Here is a 26,795-nt window from a genome sequence, read left to right on the forward strand (position 1 = left end):
CTATTGCCCGGTGGCCGCCAAATAGCCGACACCCGCAGCCAGCAGCAATCCCAGCACAACAGCGATGGTTATCTTGATGGCTGACCACGGGCGTTCGCCCTGAACCCGCCCGGTTCTGCCATTGACCACAAACCGATACGTCTGGCCGCGGTATTTGTAAGCGGCCATCCAAACCGGCAGCAGGATATGCTTGAACGTGACATCGCGCACGTCTGTATCGACCGCATGAATGCGCTGCCGGTCGCCGCCGATGTCAAAACGAACATCCCGCTCGATCACGCGTGCCATATGCGCGCGCGCTTCGACGTACCCTTCCCGCAGTTCAACGCTGTAGGCTTCAGCCCGGAAGCCTGCGAGGTATTCGGGCTGATAGGGCTCCAGCGCGGGCAGATCCCAGGGTTCCAACGCGTCGGTGTAGCTTTTGGGAAGCGACTTCGATGCCAACACCAGCACGTCGTCAAAAAACCGCGCGACGCGGCCGGACTTGGGGGTCCAGCGTACCTTTGGCACTTGTTGCTGAACCCGCTTGCCGTCTCGCATCACGGTGCGGGTTTCATAATAGACAGTACCGCGTTCGCCGCGATACGAAGACTTGGTGTCGGCATCGAAAGTCCAGTAAGGCACGTAAATGCCCTGCATCTTGCGCCCTTTGCGGGCATATTCCTTCAACCCGTTTGGCGCGAACCATAGTCGTCCCAACCAATCGCCCATCGCCTGGTGGGCCGAGCGTTCGTCAAACGCAAAAGGCAATACGCCCTTTGGTTTGATATGCCGGTTGATCCCGGTATCGGTCACGACCGGCGTGGCACAGAACGGGCATTCTGCTGCATGGGTGTTTGGGTCAAACTCTACCTGCGCGGCACAGTTTGGGCACGACAGAACGCGGGTTTCCTCGATCTCGCTGTCCGGCAGGCGGTCAGCGATGGCGGCGTCAAAGTCCAGTTCTCGCAGACTTGCACCGCCCCACGGTCCGGCACTGATCGGTTCGGAATGTCCACAATGATCGCAGGTTAAGTTACCATCACCCGGATTGAACCGGTAGTCCGCGCCGCATTGGTCACAGGGGAAACGATGTTCTGCAATATCAGGAGCAGTGACGTGTGTCATGATTTACCCGGTGGTCACGATGAATATGAAGGAAGACCGTGTTTGTTCACGTCCCGGGCGGCGGCGGAGGCAAGATCGTGAACAACTGCGCCAGTTCCTGCACGTCGCCTGCCTTTTTCCAGCCGTCCTGTCCCGCAGTCCAGACATATGTGTCACGTGTCAGTTCGCCTTCGCTGGCCATGCGCCCCATCTTGGCTTTGGAAAACGGCCCGCTTGTCTGACCATCCACAGCGATATGCCACACATGCTCGACAGGTAGCGGAGGAGGCGGTGCCGCGTGTGCTGCCGCTTGCGGGGCAGCGGGGGCGGGCGATCCCCAAGGGCCGCTCGGCTGGCCCGCTGCCATGTTCGACATCTGATGCGCCATTGCCATCCCCATACCCATGCCAAGACCGGCGCCCATGCCACCGCCTTGACCCGGATTATTGGCCGCGGCCGTCATCGCCTCTGCTGCCGAATATTGAGTGAAGTTGCCCAGATCGCCCGCCAAACCCATCGAAGTCCGCTTATCCAGAGCTGCCTCAACCGCCGGGGGCAGCGAGATGTTCTCGATGTAAAACTCCGGCATTTCCAGCCCATAGCTGTCCAAGACCGGCGAAACTTCGGCAGCGATCAGCTTGCCCAGATCGGCGGTGTTTGCGGCCATGTCCAGAACAGGAATACCAGAGCCCGAGATGACGCGGCTGAACTCCTGTACGATGATATTGCGCACCTGGAAACTGATTTCGTCCATGGTGAATTCGCCATCTGTTCCGACGATTTCCACGAGGAACTTCGCGGGGTCCTTAACACGCACCGTGTAGGTGCCATAGGCCCGGATACGGGTTGGCCCGAACTCGGGATCGCGCAGCATGATGGGGTTCTTGGTGCCCCATTTCAGGTCGTTGAACCGAGTTGTGTTGACGAAATAGATCTCGGACTTGAACGGCGACTGAAAACCGTGATCCCAATGCTGAAGGGTGGTCATGATCGGCATGTTGTTGGTCTCAAGCATATAGAGACCCGGCGTGAATACGTCGGCCAATTGCCCTTCATGCACAAATACTGCTGCCTGACCTTCGCGCACGGTCAGTTTGGCACCGTACTTAATTTCGTGCCCTTCACGCTCAAACCGCCAGACCATCGTGTCACGGGTGTCATCCACCCAATGAATGACATCAATGAATTCTCCGGTCAGAAAATCAAAAATTCCCATTTGGGTTCTCCTGTCCTTGGGGTCAGAGCGGCTGCCCCATCAATTCACGCGCAATAATACGTACGACAGGGCGTGCTTCATCCACGCCCACACCGGGCTGCAATCGCTGGTCATACAGCATCGTCAGCAGTTTCTCGTCATGGCTGGTCAGCAATGCAAACTCATCATCATCGTTAAAAATCGAAGGCCGCGCCGCCGGGCTGTCATTGGACAGGCCAAGCCCCTGGGCGATTTCCTCGTGAATGCAGCTGCGGCGCACCAGGTCCGTCAGTTCAGCGCGGATCAATGCAACCGCGCGCACATATTTGTAGGGTGACGCCTTGGTCGCAGACGCAAAGACCAGACAGTCGAAATTGGCGCGTGGGTTGGCGACCAGATCCAGCGAAGCCTGGCTGATATTTGGGATCAATTGCTTCAGGCGGGACGCGACATAGGCGCTGTCGTCCTTGCCTGCGAAAAAGACATGGAAGTTGGCGTTTCGCGATACAACCGATATCGGGTGCTGGGTCAATCCGGCCAGACGACCCACAAACACCCGAACCTGTTCCGCATCCTGTGTCCGTGTTTCGGGCAAAACCGAGGGGCCAAACTCGGTCTGGATACGAACGGGCCCCGACCAACGGCTCAGCTGCCCGTCCGTCTGGCGTGAACCAATCGAAACACTCTGCGTCGGATATTCGCTGTAGAACGCGATTGTTTCGAAGTTCCGGGCCAGATCGTCGGCGTCATAGGGCGTGTCCGGTCCGCCGCCGTCTGTACGCAACAGCCCCCGAACCAGAAGGTCACGTTCAACGCGCTGGTAAAACCGCGCCAGATCCTGACTTGCCGCAGAAGGCGGTACATACGCATTCGCCGCGGTCGGCGCGGGTTCCGGGCGAGGCTGCGGCGCAACAGTAGATGTAAGGGTTTCATCGCAATTGGCCAACGCCAAAACCGAAGTCACACCCAACGCAAGTTTCAGAGAATTGAAGTGCCGCACACCGATCCTGCCTTTAGCCGGGAACTGCAGTGCCGGCATTGTCACCAACACCGTCCTGGCGCGCTTTGGCAGAGGCCAAAGTGTCGCGTAGTTCGGCTTCCATCTTTTGCAGTTCAACTTCGGCCGCAGCGCGTTTGGCCTTGCCTTCATCTGCAATTGCAAGACTTTCGTTGATGGTCCCGATCAGGTCAGCATTGGCCTGCTTGACGGCTTCAATGTCGAACACGCCGCGCTCCATTTCCTCGCGGATCATCTTGTTGGATTCGCGAAGATTCGCCGCGTTCGAGGTCAGCAGTTCGTTTGTCAGATCGTTGGCGTCACGCACGGCGGCGGCAGCTTCGGCGCTGCGCTGGATGGTGACAGCTTGCGCCAGCTGGGTTTCCCACAGAGGAACTGTGTTGACCAGGGTCGAGTTGATCTTGGTCACCAGCGACTTGTCGTTTTCCTGTACCAAACGGATCGATGGCAGCGACTGCATCGTAACCTGGCGGGTCAGTTTCAGATCATGAACACGGCGTTCCAGATCGTCCCGTGCGGCGCGCATGTCGCGCAGCTCTTGCGCTTTCATGACCTGTTGATCTTCGGGCGCGGCCTCTACCTCGGCCTCTTTTTCCGGAATGTCGTGGCTGTCCAGTTCGGTCAGCTTTTCCTCGCCTGCAGCGATGTAAAGCGCCAGTTCGTCGTAGAAGTCCAACGTCTTTTCATACAGCAGATCAAGCGATTTGATGTCTTTCAGCAGGGTATGCTCATGGCCCAGAAGATCGTCGGTGATACGGTCGATCTGGCCCTGAACTTCTTCGTACTGAGCGGTGAATTTGGCAAAAGGCGCGGCCTTGCCCAGCAGTTTTTCCCACCAGCTGCGTTCGCGGCGCACGTCCAGTTCACTGACCGAGAAGCCACGGATCGTGGTGACGATATTGCGCAGGCTGTCTCCGGCGGGGCCCACATCCTTGTTGCGCACATCCGCCAGCATCGCCTGACTGATTTCCTGCAACTCGGCCTGTGCAGATGACCCAAAAGACACGATCGAGTTGGTATTGCCAATGTCGATTTCATCCATCCGCTTGCGGATTTCGGCACTGACGGGTTCGTCGGCGTCTTCCAGCGACACGACCTCGGCCTGCGGTTCAGGCAAGGCAACGGCGGTGACTTCCTGCACCAGAGTTTCAGCCTGAACTGCCTTGTTCTTGATCTCATCGGACATGGGTATGTTCCTCGCTCAAATAATGGCCGGTCAGTCCAACCGGACGCCTTCGCGCTGCAGTCTTTCGCGCAACACGTCAATTTCAACCGTCAGATCACTGCGGTCATCCAATAGCATTTTGCGCGTACGCGCGGCGAAATTCTGTTCCAGATCGTCCAGCAAAGCAGAGTAATCCGCAAGCGCCTGCGCATCGCGGGTTCGGGCGTAGACGTCAGCAAACTTGACGGTCGCGTCCCGTGCGCCCTGCAAATACACGGTCAGGTACTTTCTGGCACCGGCCAGATCGCGGGGGTCTTCTTCGACTGTGCGGAACAAGTCCCGCGCAGTGTCCTGAAACCGTTCGACGCGGGCTTCGACCCTGCGGTCACCCGCGCGTTTGATGGCGTCCGTCATCTCAGACAGATGTTTCTCGGCATCGTCGACGACGCGGGCCACGCGATCCTGCTGAAAGGTGTCGATCCCTTCCATGCCCTTATCCTTCATCGGATCAATGCCGAATGAGACCGAGTGCAAAACGGTAGCCGCCACTCCAAAAAGCACCGGGGCCAACAAGCTGGCTTGTGCCGCAGTTTCTGCATCCAGAAACTCGGTCCTGTATGTGGCTAGCCCTGCACCCAGGCCCGTTAGAATGCTGGCAAATATCTTGCGCGGAAAAGCAGGCCGTCGGGCGGTCTTTCGGGCGTTATACGCGGCTTCGGCCCGCAAACCTTCGCGCAGCAGGAACGCGGCAGCTGTCAGGATACCAGCTGCGATCAGACCGATGGTCATGCCGATCGCGCCATCGTTCAGCGACAAAAACACCAAAGGAATGGCCGGAAGAAACAGAAGATTGGCACGGGCACCAGCGGGCTCGACCCGTGCACCGTCAAACTGTCCACGTGGCACAGGTGTATCGTCTGAGGTATCGCCCTGCGGGCTGTACTTGCCGCCAAACCGCTTTGCCATGGACTACAGCCCCCCGAGCAGGCCGGTGCAGACACCAAGCAATAGCAGCAACAAAACAGCGTAGGCGAGTTTTTGCACTCCGCTTCCGGACATCACGCCCCCCAAACAGCACCATTCCCTGAAAATTTAGGGGATGCGCGGGCTTAGCGCTAGGGGGAAGGTTGACGAACCTGCATCACTTGCGAGGTTTCTTGCCGATCGGTGCCCGTTTTCTTTGCGGTCGCGCCGGGCGCTTGGGTGCAGCATCTGGTTTCGCGTCTGCGTCCAGCCCAAGTTGTTCACGCATCACTCGGCGACGCACCTCTTCCACTTCACCCTGTTTCAGATCGCCCAACTGGAACGGACCGTAAGACACGCGCAAAAGGCGGTTTACTGTGAACCCGATATCTTCCATCGCACGGCGGATTTCGCGGTTCTTGCCTTCCCGAAGGCCAATGGTCAGCCAGGCATTAGCCCCTTGCTGGCGGTCAAGTGTAACGGTCATCGGCTGAAACCGCTCTCCTTCGATCACCAGCCCTTTGCGCAGTGGCTCGAAATCTTCATCTTTCGGTCGGCCATTCACCCGCACGCGATATTTGCGCAGCCAACCGGTCGAGGGCAGTTCAAGCTTGCGCTTGATCCCGCCATCATTGGTCAGCAACAGCAAGCCTTCGGAGTTCAGGTCCAGTCGCCCGACGCTCATCACCCGTGGCATGTCTTCGGGTAGCTTGTCGAAAATCGTTTCGCGGCCTTTTTCGTCGCGCGTGGTTGTCACCAATCCCGCAGGCTTGTGATACAGCCACAGGCGCGAGGGTTCCGGTTCCGAGACGGGCTTGCCATCAACAACGATCTTGTCTTTTGCCGTGACGTTCAGGGCAGGGCTGTTGATGGTCTTGCCATTCACGGCCACACGACCTGCTTCGATCATGCGCTCAGCCTCACGCCGCGATGCGATGCCAGCACGGGCCAGGACTTTGGCGATCCGGTCGCCGGGAGGAGGGGTCTTGTTCATGTCAGGCCCATAACCCATCCGGCGCGCTTGCGAAAGGCAGGTTTCTGATGCAGTCAGGGGCATGGTGTTCAAATCGCATATGGAGCAAGCCCTGGCCGAGGCGCGCGCAGCAGCAGATCGCGGCGAGGTGCCCGTGGGGGCAGTTCTGGTTGGTCCAGACGGAAAGGTCGTGGCTGCGGCTGGGAACCGGACGCGCGAGTTGAATGATCCAACGGCCCATGCAGAAATCTTGGCTCTGCGCGAGGCCTGTGCAAAGGCGGGGTCTGAGCGGCTGCCAGAACATGATCTATACGTGACGCTGGAACCCTGTGCGATGTGCGCCGCGGCCTTGGCGGCCGCGCGCATCCGGCGAATCTACTACGGCGCGGCTGACCCCAAGTCGGGCGGAGTGGCCCACGGCGCGCGCGTGTTTTCGCACCCGCAGGCGCATCATGTGCCCGAAGTCTATGACGGGATCGCCAGTGAAGACGCAGCGGCGCTTTTGAAAGACTTCTTTGCATCCCGCCGCAAGGACGTGCCGGACTGAAGCCCAGCCTACAGTTTGATGGGCTGCATCACCTCTGGCTCGATCACATCGACACCCGGAAGCTCGTCGACCAGCACCTGTGCAGACTGTTCGAGGATCGGGAAGGTCTTGTAGTGGCACGGAATAACCGTCTTGAAATTGAAGTATCGCTTGGCGGCATAGGCGGTGGCCTTCATGTCCATGGTAAAATGCCCGCCAGCTGAAAGGATCCCGATATCGGGTTTGTAGTAATCCCCCATCCAATCCATGTCAGCCATGATGTCTGTGTCGCCGGAGGCATAGAGCATTTTTTCCTCAGCAGCGATCATAAAGCCGACCTCACTACCGCCGGTGCGCAAACCGTCGGGCGTTGAAAAGGTAGAACTATGAGAGGCCGGGACCATTGTCACCATGACCCCGTTCAGGTTGACTGTGCCGCCCTTGTTGAAGCCTATCGTTTCTATTCCTTCGGCTTCGCTCCAATACCCCATCAGGTCATATTGCCCGACAACGGGGATTTTCAGATGTTTGGCCAGGGGCAGTACATCAGCCACATGATCAAAATGTGTATGAGTCAGAAGGATATGAGTCGCACCGTCCAGCGCGGCATCGTGCTGATCTTCGGGCAAGACCGGATTGCCGGTCAGCCAGGGATCGATCAATAGAACCTGCCCCTGCGTTTCAATGCGAAAACTGCCATGTCCCAGCCAAACAATATTCATTCCCAATTTCCTCCCAAATGGTGTCTTGGCAGTAGCCTAGCATCGGCTATGTAAAATTCCATGGACTGGATTCGAGAAATTGATGGCTATTGTGAACGTTTGTCACCGGAGTATTGGGCCGAGCCAATCAATGCGATTACAAACGCCGCCTTTCTGATTTCTGCTTGGCTTATGGGGCGGCGGGTGCGCAATCAGGACATGCCGCTGGCCATGATTCTGGTCGCGCTTTTGGCGATGATCGGAATCGGCAGCTATCTGTTTCACACGCATGCGCAGGTCTGGGCAGCGTTGGCAGATATAGTGCCGATCCTTCTGTTCATTCTGGTCTATATCTTTGCAGTGAACAGGGACATCTGGCGGATGTCTTCGCCGTTCGCGCTTGGGGGAACAATGCTCTTTTTTCCCTATGCTGCCGCGACCGTTCCACTGTTTCAGCTTTTTCCAGGGCTCGGCGGATCGGCGGCCTATGCGCCGGTCCCGTTGTTGATTCTGATCTATGCGATCCTGTTGCGGGGCCGTGATCCAATCCTGGCCAAAGGGTTGGCAATCGGAGCGTTGATCTTGATCCTGTCGATCACGTTCCGCGCACTTGATTTGCCGGTTTGCGGGCACTGGCCACTGGGTACGCATTTCATGTGGCACATCCTGAACGCCATCATGCTGGGCTGGATGATCGAAGTATATCGCGCGGCCCTGATACGGGGCCGCTTTTCAGCAGGTCTTAAAGCCTGAGAGCCGGGCGGGGCGATCCCTTTTAACTATCCTCTAATCAAGGAGTATCAGCCCCCGTATTTAGGTCGGTCCTGACTCAATCCTGAAAGGCGGCGGCCAGATGGTCGGGCAGGTCGAACTCAGCCAAAACCCGCGCACGGCCCTCGGATGACATCTTGCGGGCAGTCTTTTCAACGATGCTCTGTATTTTCTCAGCCGAGTGTTTTGCGGCAAAGGGTTGGAAATACCATTTCAGGAACACAAAGCAGATTACATCTTCCAGCGCTTGCACCTCTTCATCGCGCTTGATGCCTTGCTTGCGCAACATGCGTCCTGCGGCCTCGACCTGTTCAGCGTCATAACCTTCACGCGTCATCAAACCCATGACCACCTCGGCGTGGTGCACCGCCTGCGCCTTGCGCCAGGCCAGATAACCTGCGCGGCCTTCGGGGTATTCGCTGCGAGCCAGTTTCCAGCGCTCTACATGTTGGCCACGCGCCGCAATCTGTAAGGCGTCAGAGGCGTTCGGAAACAAACGGTCCAGCTCGGCGGTCATGCGTTCGCCGTAAAGCTGCGCTTCGGGCCGGCCGTCGTCGAGGTTGGGGTCATGTGCATTGGCTGCATCGATTGCGTCCAGAACCGCTTGTTTTTGCGCGCTCATTTCTAGCTCCACTGGCTTAGCTGCACCACGAGAGTCCCGCGGCCGTTTTGGTCGTGTCGCTCATGCTAACGGCTCGCCATGGGAGATGCATCCTCGAAAATGCAAAGGGCCGGGTCAGACAAGGGGAAATCTAACCCGGCCGTGACCTGCGCTTTATTTGGCAGGTTTAACCAGATCCTGTGTGACGGGTTCCGCGACAGGGGACGGGAAGGTCAACGTGCGTGTCAGGTTGCTTGTGTCGATACCCAAAGCCATGGCCGGTGCGGCCAAAAACGTGGCGGACAAGACTGCGGCTGTGATCAGGGATTTCATTTGGTTTCTCCGGTTCGCGTTGTGTCGCATAATTCAAAATGAACAGTATAGTTTAGTTTTCAAGCTCGAAAATGAACTAATCAGTTTACTTTTTTGCATATCCCTCATTCAATTTTGAATGGCAGGTGAAAGACCGGGAATTTGAAACTCTGACCTGCCCGTGGCGCAGCGGTCTTGCGACTGCCGCAACAGACGGGTAAACGCCCCATAACGTAGATGAGGGAAGCCGATGTCGATTGACCAAAGCACCGCCGCCAAAGTGGCCAAACTGGCCCGGATCAAGGTCGAGGATGACGCCCTGCCGGCGCTGGCATCCGAATTCAACACTATCCTGGGTTTCATCGAGCAACTCAACGAAGTGGATGTCGAAGGGGTTGAGCCGATGGTTTCGGTCACGCCGATGCGCCTTAAGCGCCGTCAGGACGAAGTGACCGACGGCAACCAGCAAGACAAGGTTCTGGCCAATGCCCCCGACGCGCGCGAAGGGTTCTTCGCAGTCCCCAAAGTGGTGGAGTAAGACATGAGCGATCTGAACAAACTGGGCCTGGCCGAGGCCCGCGACGCGCTGCGCAAAGGTGACGTAACCTCGGTCGAGCTGACCGAATCCTGCCTGAGGGCCATTGATGAGGCCGACGCGCTGAACGCTTTTGTCCATAAGACGCCTGAAATCGCGCTGGAGCGTGCCAAAGCAGCGGACCAGCGGATCAAGGGTGGCGATGCGCCGTCCATGTGCGGCCTGCCGATTGGTATCAAGGATCTGTTCTGCACCAAGGGCGTGCCGTCACAAGCCGCGTCGGGTATTCTTGAAGGCTTCAAGCCTGAATACGAATCTACCGTGTCGCAGCAATTGGCTGATGCTGGTGCGGTGATGCTGGGTAAGCTGAACATGGACGAATTCGCCATGGGCTCGTCCAACGAAACCTCTGTCTATGGCAATGCGGTCAGCCCGTGGCGCCGTGGCAATGATGATGCACAACTGACACCCGGTGGTTCGTCGGGCGGGTCAGCCTCTGCCGTTGCGGCAGATCTGTGTCTGGCCGCGACCGGCACCGACACGGGCGGTTCGATCCGCCAGCCTGCCGCGTTTGTGGGCATCACGGGTATCAAACCCACCTATGGCCGTTGTTCGCGCTGGGGCATCGTTGCGTTTGCATCCTCGCTGGATCAGGCAGGTCCGATGACCAAAGATGTGCGCGATGCGGCCATCATGCTTGAGGCGATGTGCGGACATGATCCCAAGGATTCCACCAGCGCCGAGTTGGCCGTGCCGAATTTCGAGGCGATGCTGACTGGCGATATCAAAGGAAAGAAGATCGGTATCCCCAAGGAATACCGCATGGACGGCATGCCGACCGAGATTGAAAAGCTCTGGGCCGAAGGGGCTGAGATGCTGAAAGCTGCTGGGGCCGAGATCGTCGATATCTCGCTGCCGCACACCAAATACGCACTGCCTGCGTATTATGTGATTGCCCCGGCCGAGGCGTCCTCGAACCTGGCCCGCTATGACGGTGTTCGCTATGGTCACCGCGCGCAGCTGGCACAGGGCGACGGCATCACCGAGATGTACGAAAAAACCCGCGCCGAAGGTTTCGGTCACGAGGTGCAGCGTCGTGTGATGGTCGGTACCTATGTGTTGTCGGCAGGTTTCTACGATGCTTACTACAACCGTGCGCGTCGCGTACGCACCCTGATCAAAAAGGACTTCGAGGATGTATTCGCCGCAGGCGTTGATGCCATCCTGACCCCGGCAACCCCCTCGGCGGCCTTTGGCCTGGGAGAAATGACCGAGGCGGATCCCGTTCAAATGTATTTGAACGACGTCTTTACAGTGACCGTGAACCTGGCCGGTTTGCCCGGTATTTCAGTGCCTGCAGGGCTCGACAAACAAGGTCTTCCGTTGGGTCTGCAGCTGATCGGACGCCCGTGGGAAGAGGGTGATCTGCTCAACACCGCCTATGCGCTGGAAAACGCGGTTGGTTTTGTGGCCAAGCCCGGGAAATGGTGGTAAGCCTCGGGCATCTGAAGCACGAGATACGGAGCCAAGTGATGCGCGTTTTGCTTTTGGTCCCCGCCCTGACACTGGCTGCGGCCTGTACGGATGTCGCGCCGCTGACCAGCACCGGGTTCAATACGCCCGAATACCAGGCACAGCGCGAGGCGCAGTTGGCTGGGCAAGGCGCAGCAGGCAACCCGCTGCTGGCTCCTGTCGATGTGTCCCAGCAGCCGCTGGGCGCGCCCGGTTCGGCAGGCTTCGCAACCGGTGAAAACGCTGATATTGCCAATCAGGCCGCTGCAGCTTTGGCCAGCACGTCAGGGCAGGGCTCTGGCGTTGTGCCTGCGGCACCAGCGTCAAACAACAGCGCAATTTCCGACGAGCAGGACTTTGCGGCGGTGTCCGAACGGCGCAGCATCGAATCCGACGCCGCGCGGATCGAGCAAAACCGCCAGACCTACCAAGTTGTGGCCCCGACCGCCGTGCCAGAGCGCAGCGCAAGCGGTCAGCCCAACATCGTACAATACGCCCTTAGCACCTCAAACCCGGTCGGTACGCAGCTCTACAGCCGCGCAGGCTTTAACCTGCAGGCAAAAGCTCAAAGGAACTGCGCGCAATTCCCATCCCCCGATCAGGCACAGATCGAGTTCCTGTCAAATGGCGGGCCACAGCGTGATCGCAAAGGGCTGGATCCCGACGGGGACGGCTACGCCTGCGGTTGGGACCCAAGCCCGTTCCGCAGTGCCGTCAACAACTGAACTCTCACCCATTTGGCACCCGTCGCCTAACTTCGGCGAACGCCGAGACGGTCTAACGCCGTCTTTGATCGTGATTCATTACACAGCCATGGGCAGCGCGCAGGCAGCTCTGGAGCGTCTCTGTGACCCGAAGGCCGAGGTTTCAGCCCATTACCTGATCGGCAATGATGGAACGCTTTGGCAGATGGTGCGCGAAGAGCACCGCGCGTGGCACGCCGGGGCAGGGGAGTGGGATGGCAAGGACGACATAAATTCGCGATCGATCGGGATCGAATTGGACAACACAGGATCACATCCCTTTTCCGAACCACAAATGACGACGCTCGAAGCCCTGCTGCCTCGGATTATGAAAAATTGGTCGATCACTGCATCGGGTGTGATCGGCCATTCCGACATGGCTCCGGGCCGCAAATCAGACCCCGGTCCACATTTTGATTGGCAACGGCTAGAGCGGCAAGCTTTGGCAAAGCCACGCGGTCCAGACATCGCGTCAGCCTCACCAAGTCCGGGGGAATTCCGCGCCGCCGCGCGACGGGCAGGTTTCACTGCCCCGGTGGATGATGTTGAACTATTGGCGGCAGTTCGGCTGCGATTTCGCCCCTGGGCAAGTGGCTCGCTTGAAACCGCGGATATGAAGGTGCTCGCCCCGCCGGACACAGTAACCTGATCCGCTCTTCATCTGGCTAAAAATACCTCGGGGTTGAATTGGCCATAGGCCAAGAAGGGGCTGGCCCCTTTGCCCGCTTTCCACTCTTGACGTCGCAGGGCGCAAAGCCTACCCATCCCCGGCGCGGAGGGCCGGATGGCCGCTGGGGTCGCAAGGCCCGAGAGGAAAGTCCGGACTCCACAAGACAACGGTGCCGGGTAACGCCCGGGCGGGGCAACCCGACGGAAAGCGCCACAGAAATCAGACCGCCACACGTGTGTGGTAAGGGTGAAACGGTGGGGTAAGAGCCCACCGCGCCACTGGCAACAGGGGCGGCACGGCAAGCCCCACCGGGAGCAATGCCAAATAGGGTCCCCGCGCGGGATGGTCGGCGTCTGCCGATACCACCGCTAAGCGCGTCTTGGCCGAGAGGGACCGGGTTGGCAGCTTGAGCCGCGCAGCAATGCACGGCCTAGAGGAATGGTCATCGAAGGGGGCAACCCTGGAACAAGATCCGGCTTACAGGCCCTCCGCGCGTATTCCTTTACCCTCCGGGCGGTGTGTACGCTCCGGTCAGCCTGGCCGCTTTTTCAGTAATTGAAACAAACTCGTCAGCTGTCCAGGCGCGGACCGTTTCGACATTTGTCACCGCACCCGACGCCGCAACAGCCATGCCTACGGCCACAGCGTCGGTTCCGTCGGGGGCTTCGCTGATCACAACAACGTCGTTGCCGCCCGTTGTCATGTAAAAAGACAACAGCCTGCCGCCGACTTTCTCGAGCAAGGTTTTTACTGGGCCGGTGCGGTTCTCGGGCTTCTGCAACATGCCTTTGACGCCAGCTTGCGAGTAAGATGCATAAGTAATGAAAATTGGCATTGAAACCTCCGTTTCGTGATAATCATTTGGGGCCATTGCATCGGCTGGCCCCAGGGGCCGATTGGTGTCAGCTGCCGCTAAGAAACGTGGAAGTGATCAACCAAACACCTGCGCCAATCAGCGCCACACCCGAGACCGGAACCAGCCAGCGGGCAGTGGGCAGCAATTTTTCAAGCGCCACATAAGCGGCGATCCCGGCGATCCAGTAGAGGTTCATGATACCGCCGACGAACAGAAGCAGCATCAGCGCCCAGCAGCATCCCAAGCAATAGGTTCCGTGCAGGCCGCCTGTTCTGAACGCCCCCAAAAGACCGGGATGGTTGTGGTCAGCCAAAAATCGGGCAGGGCTTTGGCAATGACGCAGACACGCGGTCTTCAATTCTGAAAACTGGTAGATGCCTGAGGCCAGCAGAACGGTCCCCGCAAAAATGCAGGATCGGATTGTCATCATCGGTCCGTCAGACAGGCCGATGAGTTCTAAACCCCATTGCAAAGCGGTAGCGGCAAGACTGAAAGCCCCCCACGCCACGAGATAGCCCGACAGAAAGCTTAGGCTGTAAGTCGCGGTGCGCTCTTTGTCTGGACCAACGCGTTTGAGCGCGGTGAACAAAAGCACTGCAGGGGCAGCGCTTGGGGTCATCATCGCGATCATCATGACCCACCACATGAGAAAGATCAGCAGGGCATAACCGGTACTCCAAGGCGTGGCAGAGCCCATGGTCATGGGCTCACCTATCGGGCCAGCCATCCGCGTCATCTCGATTGCGGACATGTTCATCCCAACCCCGGCGACCGTGTACCATGCGGCACACAGAATGATCAGAAAAACACTGCTCAAAACGATCACAGTGTCCTGCCGCAACAGCCGCTCAACTGCCCCGGCTTGGCCTGACGATTTCTGCTTGGTCATGAGACATCCAAAGCTATGCGCCCAATACGCCGTGACCCGAGATGTTCAGATGTGCCAGGTGGGCATGGGTGGCATCTAAAGTCAGGCTGATCTCGCTGCCGGTGGTTTTTGCCGTGCCCGAGGCAGCCTCGGCGTGGCGGTACTCAAATCCGTTTGGCAAGTGGATCGATGCCCGATGGGGCGCCCCAGAGACGATGTGGGGTATCGGGTTGACCTCGACGTCGAAAACACCGGTGACTTTTGCATATCCAGTGCGATCTTCCCGGCTCCAGTCCAGTTCGATCGGTACGAATAAGGTTTCATGCTTGGTCGGAGCCATCGCGCTGAAGACGTACCAGAACGTGGCCATTTCGTCGGTGTCTTCTCCGGTCATGATCGCCTGCAACGCGGCCCGCTGACCGGCTGAGGCGCTTTCATCAATGATCAGTTGCATCTGACCGTTGCCTTCATGAATCGGGCCTGGCCAATGATAAACACCTGCCGCCCGAAGGCCGCCCAGATCGGTGTCACCATAGTGGCCGCTATGGATGTCAAAGACCACAACCGCTTCGCAATTGCCATGAGACGGCAGAACGCTGAACTGGCAAGGACAGCCGAAGTTGCAATTGCAATTGGCCAGTTCCTCGGCCTGGATAACCCATTCTGTCATGATAGCCCCCCAAGAAAAGTCGCATTAAAGAACTCTGCTCAACACAGGCCGGTCCTGTTGATGCTGCCTCGGCTATGAGCCTGAATTCGGCTTCTTGGATGCGAGACCGTATCACGAATCCGTGATATGGACAAACTTGATGGCGGTTTAGTCGTGCATTTTAGGCTTTATCGCAGGCCTTAGTCGCGTTGGGGTTGAACACTGTATTCGTCACTACATTCAGATGTTAGATTTGAGGTGCAGTTTTTTGATCCGGGAGGTTGGTTATGAGCTTTATGAAAACGCTGGCGTCTGTGGCCATTGGGTTTGCTGCGGCCAAGGGTATGGACAAGTATCAGAAGATGGGCGGCATGGCGGGCTTGCAAGACATGATGCAGGGCTCTGGTGGAGGATTTGGCATGGACCAGCTGGGCAAAATGGCCGAGCAGTTTGGCTTGCCCGGGGGGGCAGCGGGACTTCAGGACATGATGGGCAAGATGGGACTTGGTGGCAGTGCCGCCGGAGCCGCCGGTTTGGGCGGCTTGTTGAACGCCATGCAAGGGGCTGCCAAAACCGCCAACCAGCAGGCCGGTGATATGATGGAAACGGTGTTCAGCGGCACACCTGCAGGCGCAGCGATGGAAGCACAAGCCAAACTGATGCTGCGCGCCATGATTCAGGCGGCCAAGGCAGATGGCGAGCTGGATGATCACGAAAAAGAAATCATTCTGGGTGAATTGGGCGACGACATCAGCGACGAGGAACGGGCGTTTGTACAAGAGCAGTTGAACGCACCGATTGATGTCATGGGATTGGCGGCTGATTCTGGCGCGCCGCTGAGAGCGCAGATTTACGCCACGTCTTTGGCGGCTATTCGTCTGGATAACGCGCGTGAAGCGTCATACCTGCGGCAATTGTCCACTGCGCTGGGTCTTTCAGACGCGGAACGGGACCAGATTCACACCTTTATGGGCGCACCAACTCTGCCGGACTAACGCCGAGTGGGATTCCTGTGACTGCATCGGCCGATTGGCCTTGACATAGACGGTGCAGCGCGTAAAAGCGCACGCTCATAGGAATTCAACCGAAAGGCCCCTGCCTTTTCGGACGCAGGAGACAACCATGGCGAAGCCGACGACAATCAAGATCCGCCTGAACTCGACCGCGGGCACGGGCCACTTCTACGTGACCAAGAAAAACGCGCGTACCATGACCGAGAAAATGACCATTCGTAAATACGATCCGGTCGTTCGCAAGCATGTCGAGTACAAGGAAGGCAAGATCAAGTAATCTGCCGTTCCACGTGGACATTTTTTAAAAGGGCTCTGTCAGGCAGAGCCCTTTTTCTATTCTGCATCGCCGTCTTCTGCTGAGTAGATTGGACCAGATCGATCTGGGTCCGTTGCAGAGGCGCATCAGCGCGTGATGCAATCGCATCGGCTGCGGCTTGCTTTTTTAGGCGACCTGCAAGTACGCTTCAGCAAACCGCCACAAAATGTTGAGCGCCATGAAAAAAATCTTGTTGTCCACAATCGCCGTCCTGACCCTAGCGGCTTGTGAAGATCCGTTTAACCGCGAAGGTGTCGGATTTACCGGAATCGATGGGGAGCCACGCACGATCTCCGATGTACCGGGCGCCGTTGCCTTTCTTCCAGATGCGACCAACGTGCCTGCAGAGCTGGCGAAACTTCCAACTGTAACGCTGCGGGTCGATGAGACCGACCCATCCAAAGTCGCGTCAGTGGCAATCGACAACGGTGGGCAGACGCCAAATACAGCTGTTCAGCTAGAGGGCAGCGACACAGACCTGTTCCTCAGTACAGTCAATGTCAACGGCACTTTGTTCGGCGTTTTGCGTACATCTACGAACAGCGTAAAAGTCGATAACTCGATAGGGGTCGGCTTTGCGGAAGAGACTGAACGATTCACCGGATGCCTTCCCTCTGGCAATGTATTCCGCAAAGGAACTTCCGAGCGGAGTTCAGGTTTCGCCGTTCCGCTGAACTGTAGCTGATCACGTTTCGACTCGACTAATAAAACCCCGCCGGTCCGGCGGGGTTTTTCGTTTTCTTGCGACCCGAAGTTGTTTGTTGAAGCAAAGAAAAGGGCCGGTGAAAACCGGCCCTGTAATCATTGTCTTTTCGCAGCTGTTATTCCTGTTGGCCCATGAACATGAGCAGGAACTGGAACATGTTCAGGAACGAGATGTACAAGCTCAGCGCGCCGTCAAAGGCCGCCTTGTCCAGCCACTCCTGGTCGCCATGCGCAGCATGTGCGACGTAGGTGTTCTTGATGTCCTGCGTGTAGAACGCGGTCAGACCAGCAAAAATCAGGATGCCGATGGCGGAAATAGCCAGCATCATGACGCCAGACTGCAGGAACAAGTTGATGATCATTGCAACCAGCAGACCGATCACACCCATCATCAGGAAGGTGCCCATACCGCTGAGGTTACGCTTCGTGGTGTAACCGTAAAGGCTGAGGCCGGCAAAGGCGATTGCAGTCACCAGGAAGGTCTGCGCAATCGAGTAGGGCGTGAAGACCATGAAGATCGAGCTCATGGATACGCCCATGACCGCTGCGAAGGCGAAGAAGCCCAGCTGTACGGTTGCGGCCGAGCCACGACGCATCAAAGCGCCCCAGCCAAAGAAGATGAAGGCCAGAGGGGCGAACATTACAACCCACTTTAGTGGCGACAGGAACAGCGCACCACCGAGGCTGGTCAGATATCGATCAGCGCCGATCTGTGCTACGGCATTGGACGGATCGCTGGTTACTGCCAGACCTGCAATCGCCCAGGCCGCCAGTGCTGTAATCAGCATGCCTACGGACATTGTGCCGTAGACTTTGTTCATGTGGGCGCGCAGGCCCTCGTCAATCTCGGCGGCGCGCGCGCCGGATACCGTCCGGATCGTGTCGAATTGTGCCATCAAAGGGTCTCCCTTGTCGAATATCTTAGTCGCCCCGAGAGTGCGGGGCGGTTTCCCAGTAAATATCGGCAACTAGAGGCTATGTTTCAAGAGATTCCGGATGAAAACCGACTAAAACACGCAACAAATTTGGCGACGGGAGATGAAACACCACCCATCGCCTTCAAAATATGAGTTTTGAAGTTATCTTTTCCAAAAATCAGGTGCGTCCCAGAAGAACCGGCGCGCCTCAGCAGAGGCTTCAGCGCGGGTCACTCCGATATCCTCAAGCGCGGCATCGTCCAGGTGCGCCAGAGCGCGGCGTTGCCGGGTCAGTTCGATTGCCTGAAAGATTCCCACCATCAGGGACCGGTTGGCTGGCTTGCAAGTCGTGTGAAGTGCAACTTGGGTCATGGTCTTTGTCCTTTCCTGGTTTCGCGATGCTTTTTGTTTTCAACATCAATTTCCTTGATAGATATGGATGCATGTGTCATATTTTCAAAACGAATATTTTTGATGTCATCCATAAGGAATCGTGAAGATGCGAAATCTGGACATTACGACCCTGCGATCCTTCGTGGCCGTTGCAGATCAGGGCGGTGTGACACGTGCTGCCGGATTTCTGCACCTGACCCAATCTGCCGTATCCATGCAATTGAAGCGTTTGGAAGAGCTTTTAGGTCTGGAGTTGTTGGATCGAAGCGGCCGTACCATTGCGTTGACTGCATCCGGCGAGCAGCTGCTGGCTTACGCCCGCCGAATGATTGCCCTGAATGATGAGGTGATCGGTCGTCTGACGGATCAAGCTTTTGAAGGCGAGGTTGTTCTCGGTGTGCCCCATGACATTGTCTATCCTGCGATCCCAAGGGTCTTGCAGCGGTTCAACGTAGATTTTCCACGCGTGCGCGTGCAATTGGTGTCATCGTATTCGCTGCAGCTGAAAGATATGTACAAGCGTGGTGAATGCGACTTGATCCTGACAACTGAACCATCCGCGGCTGAGGCGGGAGAGACAATAGCAGAGCTTCCTTTACGCTGGATTGGTGCGCCGGGTGGGTCTGCGTGGCGCAAACAACCGCTGCCGCTGGCACTTGGGCGTAGGTGCCTGTTCCGGCCACAGGTGATTTCGGCATTGGATGCGGCGGGAATTCCTTGGGAGCTGTCAGTTGAAACCGAAAATGACCGGACGATCGAAGCCACGGTCAGTGCTGACCTTGCAGTTAACGCCATGTTAGACGGAACCGAAGCTTCGCATCTCGAGCAAATCGATTCCGGTGGCGCGCTGCCTGATCTGCCAGCCCACATGATCAACCTTTATGGCGGCGAGCCAGGCAGGGGCGCAGTTGTTGAGGCGCTGGCGCAGCTGGTGCGCCAGAATTTTCGGATGCTTGGAAGCACCCCATTGCGTGCGGTCGCGGGGTAAACGCGATCAGGGCGTGATTACAATCTTGCCCGTCGACTTCCGCTCTTTGAGCAGTTGCATCCCCTGCGCGACGTCCTCAAGTTGCAGTGTATGGCTGATATGCGGCTTTATGCGCCCTTCTGCGTGCCACCGGAAAAGGGTTTCGAAGCTGTTGCGTACCGCCTCGGGGCGGAATTTCAAATATCCGCCGATGTAAAATCCGATGATGGTCAGGTTCTTGACCAACAAGTGGTTTGCAGGGATTTGCGGCACCTCGCCCCCCGCGAAGCCAATTGGAAGCAAGCGGCCTTCGGGGTTGGTGGCTCGAAACGCAGCTTTGAACACGTCGCCGCCGATGGCATCATAGACGACATCCGCGCCGCCCAGTGCTTTGACCCGCTCTCTCAGGTCTTCTGAGGCGTCGATCAGATGATCGGCCCCTGCGGCCTGGGCCACGGCAAGTTTGTCTTCGCCCCGCGCCTGCGCGATGACTGTTGCGCCCATGAGCTTGCCGATCTCGACCGCGGTCAAGCCAACGCCGCCCGCAGCGCCAGTCACTAAAAGTGTCTCGCCCGGTTGCAATCTCGCTCGATGATCCAGCGCCATGTGACTGGTGCCATAGGCGATCTGGATTGCGGCGGCCTCTTCAAAGCTAATGCAATCAGGCAATGGGATCGCGCGTTCGGCATCAAACACGCCGTATTCAGCCAACCCGTCCTGTCCGGAGTAGACCGCAATTCGATCGCCCGGTTTCAAACCCGACACGTCGGGCCCGATTTCATCCACAACGCCCGCGATTTCCATGCCCAGGGTAAAAGGGGCTGGGGGCGTGTCCTGATAAGTGCCTTTTTGCATCAGCAGGTCGGCGAAGTTCAGACCGCACGCCTTGATCGCAACCCGCACTTGACCCTTCGTTGGTGTTGGTACTTCAAGATCGCACAGCTCAGCCGGTACTCCGGTAGATTGAACGCTATAGGCCCGCATTTGTCCCCTCGCAATTTTGGGTCATAGGCACGCGTGAGGTGGCGAAAGTCAATTGGTTTGGTACATCAGAGGCAACGCGAAACCAGCAGGTTTCTTGCAACCAAGGCAACCGGGCACGTAGGGCGCAACGCAATACAACCACAACCCTTCAAAAAGGGGTATGACTCAACCGTCTTGAAAAAAATTCAAAAACCGGCATTATAAACGCCTAGTGCTGTTTAGGGGGGCGGCACAGTCCGTATTAGGGGTGCATTAAGGGGAACCCTCTAATTTTGCGATAGCGGACGTCGCGACCTCCAACGCAGATGTTTGTGTAGTATAGGAGAATACCAATGACTCATCACGTCGATGTCCATGTGGGCAAGCGCGTTCGGCATCGCCGCTGGCTGATTGGCATGACCCAACAGCAGTTGGCGCAGCAAGTTGGTATCAAGTTTCAGCAAATTCAAAAATATGAAACCGGAGCCAACCGAATCAGCGCTTCTCGCCTGTGGGATATTGCCGAGGCATTGGAAGTGCCGGTCAGCTTTTTCTTTGAAGGTTTGGAAGAAACCCAGAAAAGCGAATCGGACAAAAAATCCGTTCCTGCCGACTTGATGGGCGATAAGGAAGCCTTGGATCTGGTGCGTTCATACTATGCGATTCCGGAAAACCAGCGTCGCCGTCTGTTCGAGTTGGCGCGAGTTCTCAGCGACGTTGCCTGAGTGACTTGACTTTGTTGGACATTGCTCGCACCTGTGAGCGATGCAACCAACGATCCAAAGCGACATCGAAATAGCCGAAGAAATGGCCGAAGCAGCACGCACGGCCATTCTTCCTTTTTTTCGCCAAACAAATCTTGAAACGTCAAACAAGCTGACCGACGGGTTTGACCCTGTAACGGTGGCTGACCGCGCCGCTGAACAAGCGATGCGAGAGGTTCTGTCCCGGCAGCGCCCAGAAGACGGTATTCTGGGCGAAGAGTTTGGTGCGCAAAAAGGCTCCAGTGGCCGCACTTGGGTATTGGACCCTATCGATGGGACCCGTGGCTTTATAAGCGGAACGCCAACCTGGGGTGTTCTGATCGCGCTGAGCGATCACGATGGGCCATTTATGGGGGTCATCGATCAACCCTATATCGGAGAGCGTTTCATAGGATCGCCATCCGGCGCTCATTTGACCGGGCCTTTGGGCACCAGTAAAATGCAAACGCGCGATACCAGAACACTGGATCAGGCTACTTTGTTCACCACATTTCCCGAGGTCGGCACCTCAAAAGACCGGGCCGGGTTTCAGGCCGTATCCGAGCAGGTGCAACTAACGCGGTATGGAATGGATTGTTACGCCTATGCGCTTCTGGCCGCAGGACAGGCGGATCTGGTGATTGAGGCTGGCCTGAACTCTTACGACATTCAAGCACCTATCGCTGTAATTCAAGCGGCAGGGGGGATCGTGACAGATTGGCAAGGTGGCCCAGCGCATGATGGTGGTCGTGCCTTGGCTGCCGCGAACGCAGAGCTTCACGCCGCAGCCCTTGAGATACTGCGCCGATTCTGAACACTGTTGCCGCGCACACGAATGGCGGTTAAACCGTAAATAGCCGGTTCTTGAGCCCGTTTTCCGCCGGCCAACGCACTCCTTGCATGAAACGGGCAGATGCAGGAGAGCGATATGACCGAAATCCTACTCAAGAACGCTGACCTTATCCTGACGATGGACGACACCCGGCGGGAATTGTCTGGGGCTGACATTCTGATCCGCGAGGGGCAGATTGCCCAGATCGGGAAGGGCTTGCAGGCGCAGGGCGAAGTTCACGATGCCTCGGGCTGTCTGGTGACACCCGGTCTGGTGAACACCCATCACCACCTTTACCAAACCCTGACCCGTGCCGTTCCGGGCGGTCAGGATGCGTTGCTGTTTGGGTGGCTGCAAACGCTTTACCCGATCTGGGCAAGGTTCGGACCGGATGAGATGTTCACCTCTGCCCAGATTGGCTTGGCTGAACTGGCGCTTTCGGGCTGTACGCTCAGCTCCGATCACCTTTATCTCTACCCCAACGGCGCGCGGCTCGAAGACACGATTTCTGCTGCGTCCGAGCTGGGGATGCGGTTCCACCCAACGCGTGGCGCGATGAGCATCGGCGAGAGCGATGGTGGACTGCCGCCGGACAGCCTTGTTGAACAGGAAGCCGCCATTCTGGACGATATGATCCGGGTTGTTGACGCGTTTCATGACCCGTTAGAAGGGTCGATGTGCCGCGTTGGCCTTGCCCCGTGTTCGCCGTTCTCTGTCAGCCGTGAGCTGATGCGCGATGCAGCTTTGCTGGCGCGAGACAAAGGTGTGATGCTTCATACGCATTTGGCTGAAAATGATGAGGACATTGCTTATTCGCAGGCGCAGTTCGGGTGCCGCCCCGGTCAGTATGCCGAAGATTTAGGCTGGACCGGCCCCGATGTCTGGCACGCCCATTGTGTCAAACTGGATGGGGCCGAAATTGATCTGTTCTCGCGCACCAAAACAGGTGTGGCCCACTGCCCCTGTTCGAATTGCCGCCTTGGATCTGGCATCGCGCCAGTTCGGGCGATGCGTGACGCAGGCGTCAAGGTTGGTCTTGGCGCGGACGGCTCGGCCAGCAATGACAATGGCAACCTGATGTTGGAAGCGCGGCAGGCGATGCTGCTGCAGCGAGTGGCCAGCGGCGCAGACGCCATGTCGGCGCGAGAAGCGTTGGAGATCGCGACACGTGGCGGGGCTGATGTGCTGGGCCGCACCGATTGCGGCCGGCTTATGCCCGGTAAACGTGCGGATATCGCAGTGTGGGACACACGTTGCATCGAAAGCGCAGGCAGTTGGGATCCTGCAGCGTTGCTGTTGGCGGGGCCAATGACCGTGAAACATCTGTTTGTTGAAGGCCGTCAGATTGTGCGGGATGGGCATATCACTACGATTGATCTGCCCCGTGTGATCGAGCGTCAGAATGCGCTTGCGCGGGCGTTGCAGGCTTAAGCAGCCTGTTGCCCGCCGATCCAAACCTCGGCCACGGCCCGATCATCACCCATCATGATGGTCGGGAAGACTGCCTCCCACACATCGTTTGCATGGGCCTCGCGCTGGGCAATGGCTGGGGTCGAGGCGAGGTCGAGCACAACCAGATCCGCCTCCATCCCCGGTGCGACATTGCCGATGCAGTCATCCATGCGCAGGCTCCGCGCGGACCCGACGGTGCCCAGCCACAGCAATTGCGCCGGATGCAGCGGGCGGCCACGCAGTTGGCCGATTTCATAGGCTGCCGCCATTGTGCGCAGCATCGAGAAACTGGACCCGCCGCCTGTATCCGTGGCCAGACCGACGCGGTGGCCATCATGGATTAGCCCATTCATGTCAAACAGACCCGAACCGATGAAGGTGTTCGAAGTGGGGCAGTGGATCAGTGAGGCATCAACTTCGCGCAGCCGATCCCGCTCCCGGTCCTCCAGATGGATGACGTGTCCATAAAGACCGTTCTGGCCCAACAGACCGAACTTTTCGTAGGTATCAAGATAATCCCGCGCGTCGGGGAACAGGGATTGAACCCATTCGATTTCATCCGTTTGCTCGCTCAGATGGGTTTGCATCAGGCAATGTGGATGTTCGGCCCACAGCGCGCCCATCGCTTCCAGCTGTTCCGGGGTTGAGGTCGGCGAAAAGCGCGGGGTGATGGCATAGGACAGCCGGTCGATACGATGCCACTTTTCCAGCAGGGCTGCTGATTGATCGTAAGCAGTCTGCGCTGTGTCTCGCAGACCTTCGGGCGCATTGCGGTCCATGCATGTCTTGCCCGCCACCACCCGCTGCCCACGCTGCTGCGCTGCGGTAAAGAACGCATCCACACTTTCGGGGTGGATTGTGCAAAAGCTGCACATCGTAGTGGTGCCATGTGCGGTGGTCAGGTCCAGGTAACGATTGGCGATCTCGGTTGCATAGTCCGGATCGCCAAACTTCATCTCTTCCGGGAAGGTGTAGGTGTTCAGCCAGTCAATCAGCCGCTTCCCCCAACTGGCGATCATAGCCGTCTGGGGGTAATGCACATGCGGGTCAACAAACCCTGCCATGATCAGATGGTTGCCATGGTCCTTGGTGGCTGCATCGGGGTGAGCCTGCGTCAACGTATCGGCGGTGCCAACATCGGCGATGCGCCCGTCTTCGATCACAACCGCTTCGTGCAGTCGTGTGGCGTCGGTCGGCTCTCCTTCAAAAGGTGAACCTGTGAAAGTCAGAACGCGCCCCTTCAAAAGCGTCTTTTGCGCCATTTGCCCTGTTCTCCACCTCATTTGAACCGCACATCAGCATAGGCGGACGAAAGAAGTGGGTAAATTGGCGCATTGTCATTGTTTTTCTGTAGCTGCTTCTTCTATTTAGGGGCCAATCGCCGAGACAAGGGGGCAGCGCATGACGACAGGCAGTGACGAAGCCGGACACGATCTGCCCCGGGACGAGGACGCCTATGCGCTGGACCCCAAGGTTGTGGCGGGAATCCTCTATGCGGTGGATATCGACGACCGCGACAAGCTGATTGAGCTGATGGAGCCGCTGCACGCGGCGGACATCGCGGACCTTCTTGAGCAGATCAACCCGTTTGACCGGTCCCGCCTGATCCGCCTGTATGACAAGGAATTTGACGGCGACATCCTGTCCGAACTGGATGAATCGGTCCGCGAAGAGGTGATCTCGGTCCTGAACCCGGATGTTCTGGCTGAAGCAGTGCGCGAGATGGAAAGCGACGATGTCGTCGACTTGCTTGAGGACCTTGAGGAGCCTCAGCAGGAAACCATTCTGGATGCGCTGGAGGATTCCGAACGGATCGCCGCCGAACAGGCGCTGTCCTACCCCGAGAACTCGGCCGGCCGTCTCATGCAGCGCGAGGTCGTCATGGCGCCCGAGCATTGGACCGTCGGGCAAGCCATCGATTTTATGCGCGCCAATGATGATCTGCCCGAGCAGTTTTATCACGTGGTTCTGGTCGATCCGCGCCTGAAGCCAGTGGCGCAGGTGACTTTGGGTAAGCTGATGGCGACGCGGCGCGAAGTACCGCTAACCGATCTGGCGGAAGAAGAATTTCACATCATCCCCGTCGATCAGGACGAAGAAGACGTGGCGTATGCCTTCAACCAGTACCATCTGATCTCGTCCCCGGTGGTGGATTCTGATGGTCGTCTGGTTGGTGTTATCACCATCGACGACGCAATGGTTGTTTTGGATGAGGAACACGAAGAAGACATCCTGCGCCTCGCTGGCGTGAGCGACGAAAGCTCCATTTCCGACAGTGTGGCGGCGACAAGCCGACGGCGGCTACCGTGGTTGGCGGTGAACCTATGTACGGCGATCTGTGCTTCGTTGGTGATTTCACAGTTTGAGGCCGCGATTGATCAACTGGTCGCGCTGGCCATCCTGATGCCCATTGTCGCGTCAATGGGTGGCAACGCGGGCACACAATCGCTGACGGTGGCCGTGCGTGCTTTGGCGACGCGAGACCTGACCAATGCAAACGTGATGCGTGTTATCCGGCGCGAATTGTTGGTCGGCATGCTCAACGGGCTATGCTTTGCCATCGTGTTGGGTACCGTGGGGATGTTGTGGTTTGACTCTCCGCTATTGGGTGTCGTGATCGGCTCTGCCTTGGTCGTGAACATGATCATCGCCGGGTTCGCGGGTACAGTAGTACCTGTCGTGCTGGACCGTTTGGGTGTTGACCCGGCGCTGGCGTCCGGAACCTTTGTGACAACCACAACGGATGTCATGGGGTTCTTCATCTTTCTTGGCCTTGCCAGCGTGGTGCTCTTGTGACCGATCTGACCGAAATCAAAGCCGCAGCCCGCAAAGCGGCCTTTGCCCGCCGCAAGGCTGCATTTGATACGCGTTTGCCCGGTGCGGCCGGACGGCTATCCGAGGTTCTGGCCGGGCACCGGGGCGTACCCATGTCAGGCTATATGCCCATCAGAACCGAGATCGACCCGCTGCCCGCGATGGCCGAGGCATCGGCTTACGGGCCGGTTGGCGTGCCGGTCATTCAGGCCGCTGGTCAACCTTTGAAATTCTCTCGCTGGACACCCGAAGGTGTACTGAAAGATGGCCCGTTTGGTGCCAAAGTGCCCGAGGTGGATGACTATTTCGATCCCGAGATTCTTATCGTGCCGCTGGTCGCGTTTGATGCAAATGGTGGTCGGCTGGGCTATGGCGGCGGGTTCTATGACCGCACGCTGGAAGGTTTGCGCGCCAAACGCCCGACGCTGGCCATCGGTTTTGCCTTTGACGCGCAGGAGGCCGAGGGCCTGCCGTTGGAGCCAACAGACCAACCGTTGGATATGGTCATCACGGAAAGCCGGGTGCTGACCTTCTAG

31 protein-coding genes and 1 other RNA gene are annotated in these 26,795 nt (G+C 57.8%); 16 read left to right on the plus strand and 16 right to left on the minus strand.

Annotated elements, in window-relative coordinates:
- The 6 genes from GS630_RS12270 to GS630_RS12295 form a co-directional block, all read right to left on the minus strand.
- Positions 1-1,107 carry a TFIIB-type zinc finger domain-containing protein gene (locus GS630_RS12270; RefSeq protein ID WP_171620553.1) on the minus strand — a complete coding sequence of 369 codons (1,107 nt, stop codon included), beginning with the start codon at positions 1,105-1,107 and terminating at the stop codon, positions 1-3.
- Between the two features lie 46 nt (positions 1,108-1,153).
- Entirely contained in the window at positions 1,154-2,302 is a 1,149-nt protein-coding gene (locus GS630_RS12275) for an SPFH domain-containing protein (RefSeq protein WP_171620555.1), read from the minus strand.
- Positions 2,303-2,324: 22 nt separating this feature from the next.
- A complete protein-coding gene (locus tag GS630_RS12280; RefSeq protein WP_171620746.1) occupies positions 2,325-3,320 on the minus strand; it encodes a DUF2927 domain-containing protein in 996 nt (331 codons plus the stop codon).
- Positions 3,295-4,485, minus strand: coding sequence for a toxic anion resistance protein (locus GS630_RS12285; RefSeq protein ID WP_171175540.1), 1,191 nt, complete (start codon positions 4,483-4,485; stop codon positions 3,295-3,297). The genes GS630_RS12280 and GS630_RS12285 overlap by 26 nt, the downstream gene beginning before the upstream one ends.
- 30 nt (positions 4,486-4,515) lie before the next feature.
- Positions 4,516-5,430, minus strand: coding sequence for a 5-bromo-4-chloroindolyl phosphate hydrolysis family protein (locus GS630_RS12290; protein ID WP_171175538.1), 915 nt, complete (start codon positions 5,428-5,430; stop codon positions 4,516-4,518).
- A 175-nt stretch (positions 5,431-5,605) separates the two neighbouring features.
- The gene (locus GS630_RS12295) at positions 5,606-6,421 is read right to left on the minus strand and encodes a pseudouridine synthase (protein WP_245223222.1); all 816 of its coding nucleotides are present in this window, start codon (positions 6,419-6,421) and stop codon (positions 5,606-5,608) included.
- 61 nt (positions 6,422-6,482) lie between these two features.
- Here GS630_RS12295 and GS630_RS12300 point away from each other — a divergent pair, with 61 nt between their 5' ends.
- Positions 6,483-6,947 (plus strand): nucleoside deaminase, encoded by a 465-nt coding sequence (locus tag GS630_RS12300; protein WP_171175534.1) that lies wholly within the window; start codon positions 6,483-6,485, stop codon positions 6,945-6,947.
- Positions 6,948-6,955: 8 nt separating this feature from the next.
- On the opposite strand, the gene GS630_RS12305 is transcribed toward GS630_RS12300, so the two are convergent.
- Positions 6,956-7,648: a metal-dependent hydrolase gene (locus GS630_RS12305; protein ID WP_171237199.1), complete on the minus strand. Its 693-nt coding sequence runs from the start codon at positions 7,646-7,648 to the stop codon at positions 6,956-6,958.
- Between the two features lie 60 nt (positions 7,649-7,708).
- On the opposite strand from GS630_RS12305, the gene GS630_RS12310 reads away from it, so the two are divergent.
- Complete coding sequence (locus tag GS630_RS12310) at positions 7,709-8,380, plus strand: ceramidase domain-containing protein (RefSeq protein WP_171620557.1); 672 nt, start codon at positions 7,709-7,711, stop codon at positions 8,378-8,380.
- Positions 8,381-8,456: 76 nt separating this feature from the next.
- Here GS630_RS12310 and GS630_RS12315 read toward each other — a convergent pair whose 3' ends face one another.
- Together GS630_RS12315 and GS630_RS12320 are read right to left on the minus strand one after the other, a co-directional pair.
- Positions 8,457-9,020, minus strand: a complete 564-nt coding sequence (locus GS630_RS12315) for a DUF4202 domain-containing protein (RefSeq protein WP_171620559.1) — start codon at positions 9,018-9,020, stop codon at positions 8,457-8,459.
- Between the two features lie 153 nt (positions 9,021-9,173).
- A complete protein-coding gene (locus tag GS630_RS12320) occupies positions 9,174-9,332 on the minus strand; it encodes a hypothetical protein (RefSeq protein WP_171620561.1) in 159 nt (52 codons plus the stop codon).
- A 229-nt stretch (positions 9,333-9,561) separates the two neighbouring features.
- On the opposite strand from GS630_RS12320, the gene gatC reads away from it, so the two are divergent.
- From gatC to rnpB, 5 genes are all read left to right on the plus strand, one after another.
- Positions 9,562-9,849, plus strand: a complete 288-nt coding sequence (gene gatC, locus GS630_RS12325; RefSeq protein WP_171092525.1) for an Asp-tRNA(Asn)/Glu-tRNA(Gln) amidotransferase subunit GatC — start codon at positions 9,562-9,564, stop codon at positions 9,847-9,849.
- A 3-nt stretch (positions 9,850-9,852) separates the two neighbouring features.
- On the plus strand, positions 9,853-11,340 hold the full coding sequence (gene gatA, locus GS630_RS12330; RefSeq protein WP_171620563.1) for an Asp-tRNA(Asn)/Glu-tRNA(Gln) amidotransferase subunit GatA: 1,488 nt from the start codon (positions 9,853-9,855) through the stop codon (positions 11,338-11,340).
- A 38-nt stretch (positions 11,341-11,378) separates the two neighbouring features.
- Positions 11,379-12,083 (plus strand): hypothetical protein, encoded by a 705-nt coding sequence (locus GS630_RS12335; protein ID WP_171620565.1) that lies wholly within the window; start codon positions 11,379-11,381, stop codon positions 12,081-12,083.
- On the plus strand, positions 12,067-12,750 hold the full coding sequence (locus tag GS630_RS12340; protein ID WP_348540105.1) for an N-acetylmuramoyl-L-alanine amidase: 684 nt from the start codon (positions 12,067-12,069) through the stop codon (positions 12,748-12,750). The genes GS630_RS12335 and GS630_RS12340 overlap by 17 nt, the downstream gene beginning before the upstream one ends.
- Before the next feature lie 123 nt (positions 12,751-12,873).
- Positions 12,874-13,267: RNase P RNA component class A (gene rnpB / locus GS630_RS12345), an RNA gene on the plus strand.
- Positions 13,268-13,273: 6 nt separating this feature from the next.
- Here the strand turns inward: rnpB and GS630_RS12350 are convergent.
- The 3 genes from GS630_RS12350 to GS630_RS12360 form a co-directional block, all read right to left on the minus strand.
- Positions 13,274-13,606 (minus strand): GYD domain-containing protein, encoded by a 333-nt coding sequence (locus tag GS630_RS12350; protein ID WP_171175521.1) that lies wholly within the window; start codon positions 13,604-13,606, stop codon positions 13,274-13,276.
- Positions 13,607-13,673: 67 nt separating this feature from the next.
- Positions 13,674-14,516, minus strand: a complete 843-nt coding sequence (locus tag GS630_RS12355; protein WP_171620567.1) for a DUF2182 domain-containing protein — start codon at positions 14,514-14,516, stop codon at positions 13,674-13,676.
- Between the two features lie 13 nt (positions 14,517-14,529).
- On the minus strand, positions 14,530-15,165 hold the full coding sequence (locus GS630_RS12360) for a DUF1326 domain-containing protein (protein WP_171620569.1): 636 nt from the start codon (positions 15,163-15,165) through the stop codon (positions 14,530-14,532).
- Positions 15,166-15,431: 266 nt separating this feature from the next.
- Between GS630_RS12360 and GS630_RS12365 the strand changes: the two genes are divergently transcribed.
- The 3 genes from GS630_RS12365 to GS630_RS12375 all read left to right on the plus strand — a co-directional run bounded on the left by GS630_RS12365 (position 15,432) and on the right by GS630_RS12375 (position 17,158).
- Positions 15,432-16,139, plus strand: coding sequence for a DUF533 domain-containing protein (locus tag GS630_RS12365; protein WP_171175515.1), 708 nt, complete (start codon positions 15,432-15,434; stop codon positions 16,137-16,139).
- 127 nt (positions 16,140-16,266) lie between these two features.
- Positions 16,267-16,434, plus strand: a complete 168-nt coding sequence (gene rpmG, locus GS630_RS12370; protein WP_037309480.1) for a 50S ribosomal protein L33 — start codon at positions 16,267-16,269, stop codon at positions 16,432-16,434.
- 217 nt (positions 16,435-16,651) lie between these two features.
- The gene (locus GS630_RS12375) at positions 16,652-17,158 is read left to right on the plus strand and encodes a hypothetical protein (protein ID WP_171175513.1); all 507 of its coding nucleotides are present in this window, start codon (positions 16,652-16,654) and stop codon (positions 17,156-17,158) included.
- A gap of 136 nt (positions 17,159-17,294) precedes the next feature.
- On the opposite strand, the gene GS630_RS12380 is transcribed toward GS630_RS12375, so the two are convergent.
- Both GS630_RS12380 and GS630_RS12385 read right to left on the minus strand, forming a co-directional pair.
- The gene (locus GS630_RS12380) at positions 17,295-18,074 is read right to left on the minus strand and encodes a Bax inhibitor-1/YccA family protein (RefSeq protein WP_171175511.1); all 780 of its coding nucleotides are present in this window, start codon (positions 18,072-18,074) and stop codon (positions 17,295-17,297) included.
- 183 nt (positions 18,075-18,257) lie between these two features.
- Positions 18,258-18,467 (minus strand): DUF1127 domain-containing protein, encoded by a 210-nt coding sequence (locus GS630_RS12385; RefSeq protein WP_171175509.1) that lies wholly within the window; start codon positions 18,465-18,467, stop codon positions 18,258-18,260.
- 127 nt (positions 18,468-18,594) lie between these two features.
- Between GS630_RS12385 and GS630_RS12390 the strand changes: the two genes are divergently transcribed.
- Positions 18,595-19,476, plus strand: a complete 882-nt coding sequence (locus GS630_RS12390; protein ID WP_171235457.1) for a LysR family transcriptional regulator — start codon at positions 18,595-18,597, stop codon at positions 19,474-19,476.
- A gap of 6 nt (positions 19,477-19,482) precedes the next feature.
- Here the strand turns inward: GS630_RS12390 and GS630_RS12395 are convergent, their stop codons facing one another.
- Positions 19,483-20,439 (minus strand): NADPH:quinone oxidoreductase family protein, encoded by a 957-nt coding sequence (locus GS630_RS12395; RefSeq protein ID WP_171620571.1) that lies wholly within the window; start codon positions 20,437-20,439, stop codon positions 19,483-19,485.
- Between the two features lie 332 nt (positions 20,440-20,771).
- Between GS630_RS12395 and GS630_RS12400 the strand changes: the two genes are divergently transcribed.
- The 3 genes from GS630_RS12400 to GS630_RS12410 all read left to right on the plus strand — a co-directional run bounded on the left by GS630_RS12400 (position 20,772) and on the right by GS630_RS12410 (position 23,424).
- Positions 20,772-21,143 carry a helix-turn-helix domain-containing protein gene (locus tag GS630_RS12400; protein WP_171175504.1) on the plus strand — a complete coding sequence of 124 codons (372 nt, stop codon included), beginning with the start codon at positions 20,772-20,774 and terminating at the stop codon, positions 21,141-21,143.
- Positions 21,144-21,183: 40 nt separating this feature from the next.
- Entirely contained in the window at positions 21,184-21,975 is a 792-nt protein-coding gene (hisN, locus tag GS630_RS12405; protein WP_171620573.1) for a histidinol-phosphatase, read from the plus strand.
- A 114-nt stretch (positions 21,976-22,089) separates the two neighbouring features.
- On the plus strand, positions 22,090-23,424 hold the full coding sequence (locus GS630_RS12410) for an 8-oxoguanine deaminase (RefSeq protein ID WP_171237203.1): 1,335 nt from the start codon (positions 22,090-22,092) through the stop codon (positions 23,422-23,424).
- Here GS630_RS12410 and guaD read toward each other — a convergent pair.
- Entirely contained in the window at positions 23,421-24,707 is a 1,287-nt protein-coding gene (gene guaD, locus GS630_RS12415; protein ID WP_171235462.1) for a guanine deaminase, read from the minus strand. The two genes, GS630_RS12410 and guaD, sit on opposite strands and share 4 nt — an antisense overlap.
- 139 nt (positions 24,708-24,846) lie before the next feature.
- On the opposite strand from guaD, the gene mgtE reads away from it, so the two are divergent.
- Positions 24,847-26,241 (plus strand): magnesium transporter, encoded by a 1,395-nt coding sequence (gene mgtE, locus GS630_RS12420; RefSeq protein WP_171235463.1) that lies wholly within the window; start codon positions 24,847-24,849, stop codon positions 26,239-26,241.
- Positions 26,238-26,795 (plus strand): 5-formyltetrahydrofolate cyclo-ligase, encoded by a 558-nt coding sequence (locus GS630_RS12425; RefSeq protein ID WP_171620575.1) that lies wholly within the window; start codon positions 26,238-26,240, stop codon positions 26,793-26,795. The genes mgtE and GS630_RS12425 overlap by 4 nt, the downstream gene beginning before the upstream one ends.

The sequence above is a fragment of the Ruegeria sp. HKCCD7303 genome (assembly GCF_013111185.1).
Taxonomy (GTDB): Bacteria; Pseudomonadota; Alphaproteobacteria; order Rhodobacterales; family Rhodobacteraceae; genus Ruegeria.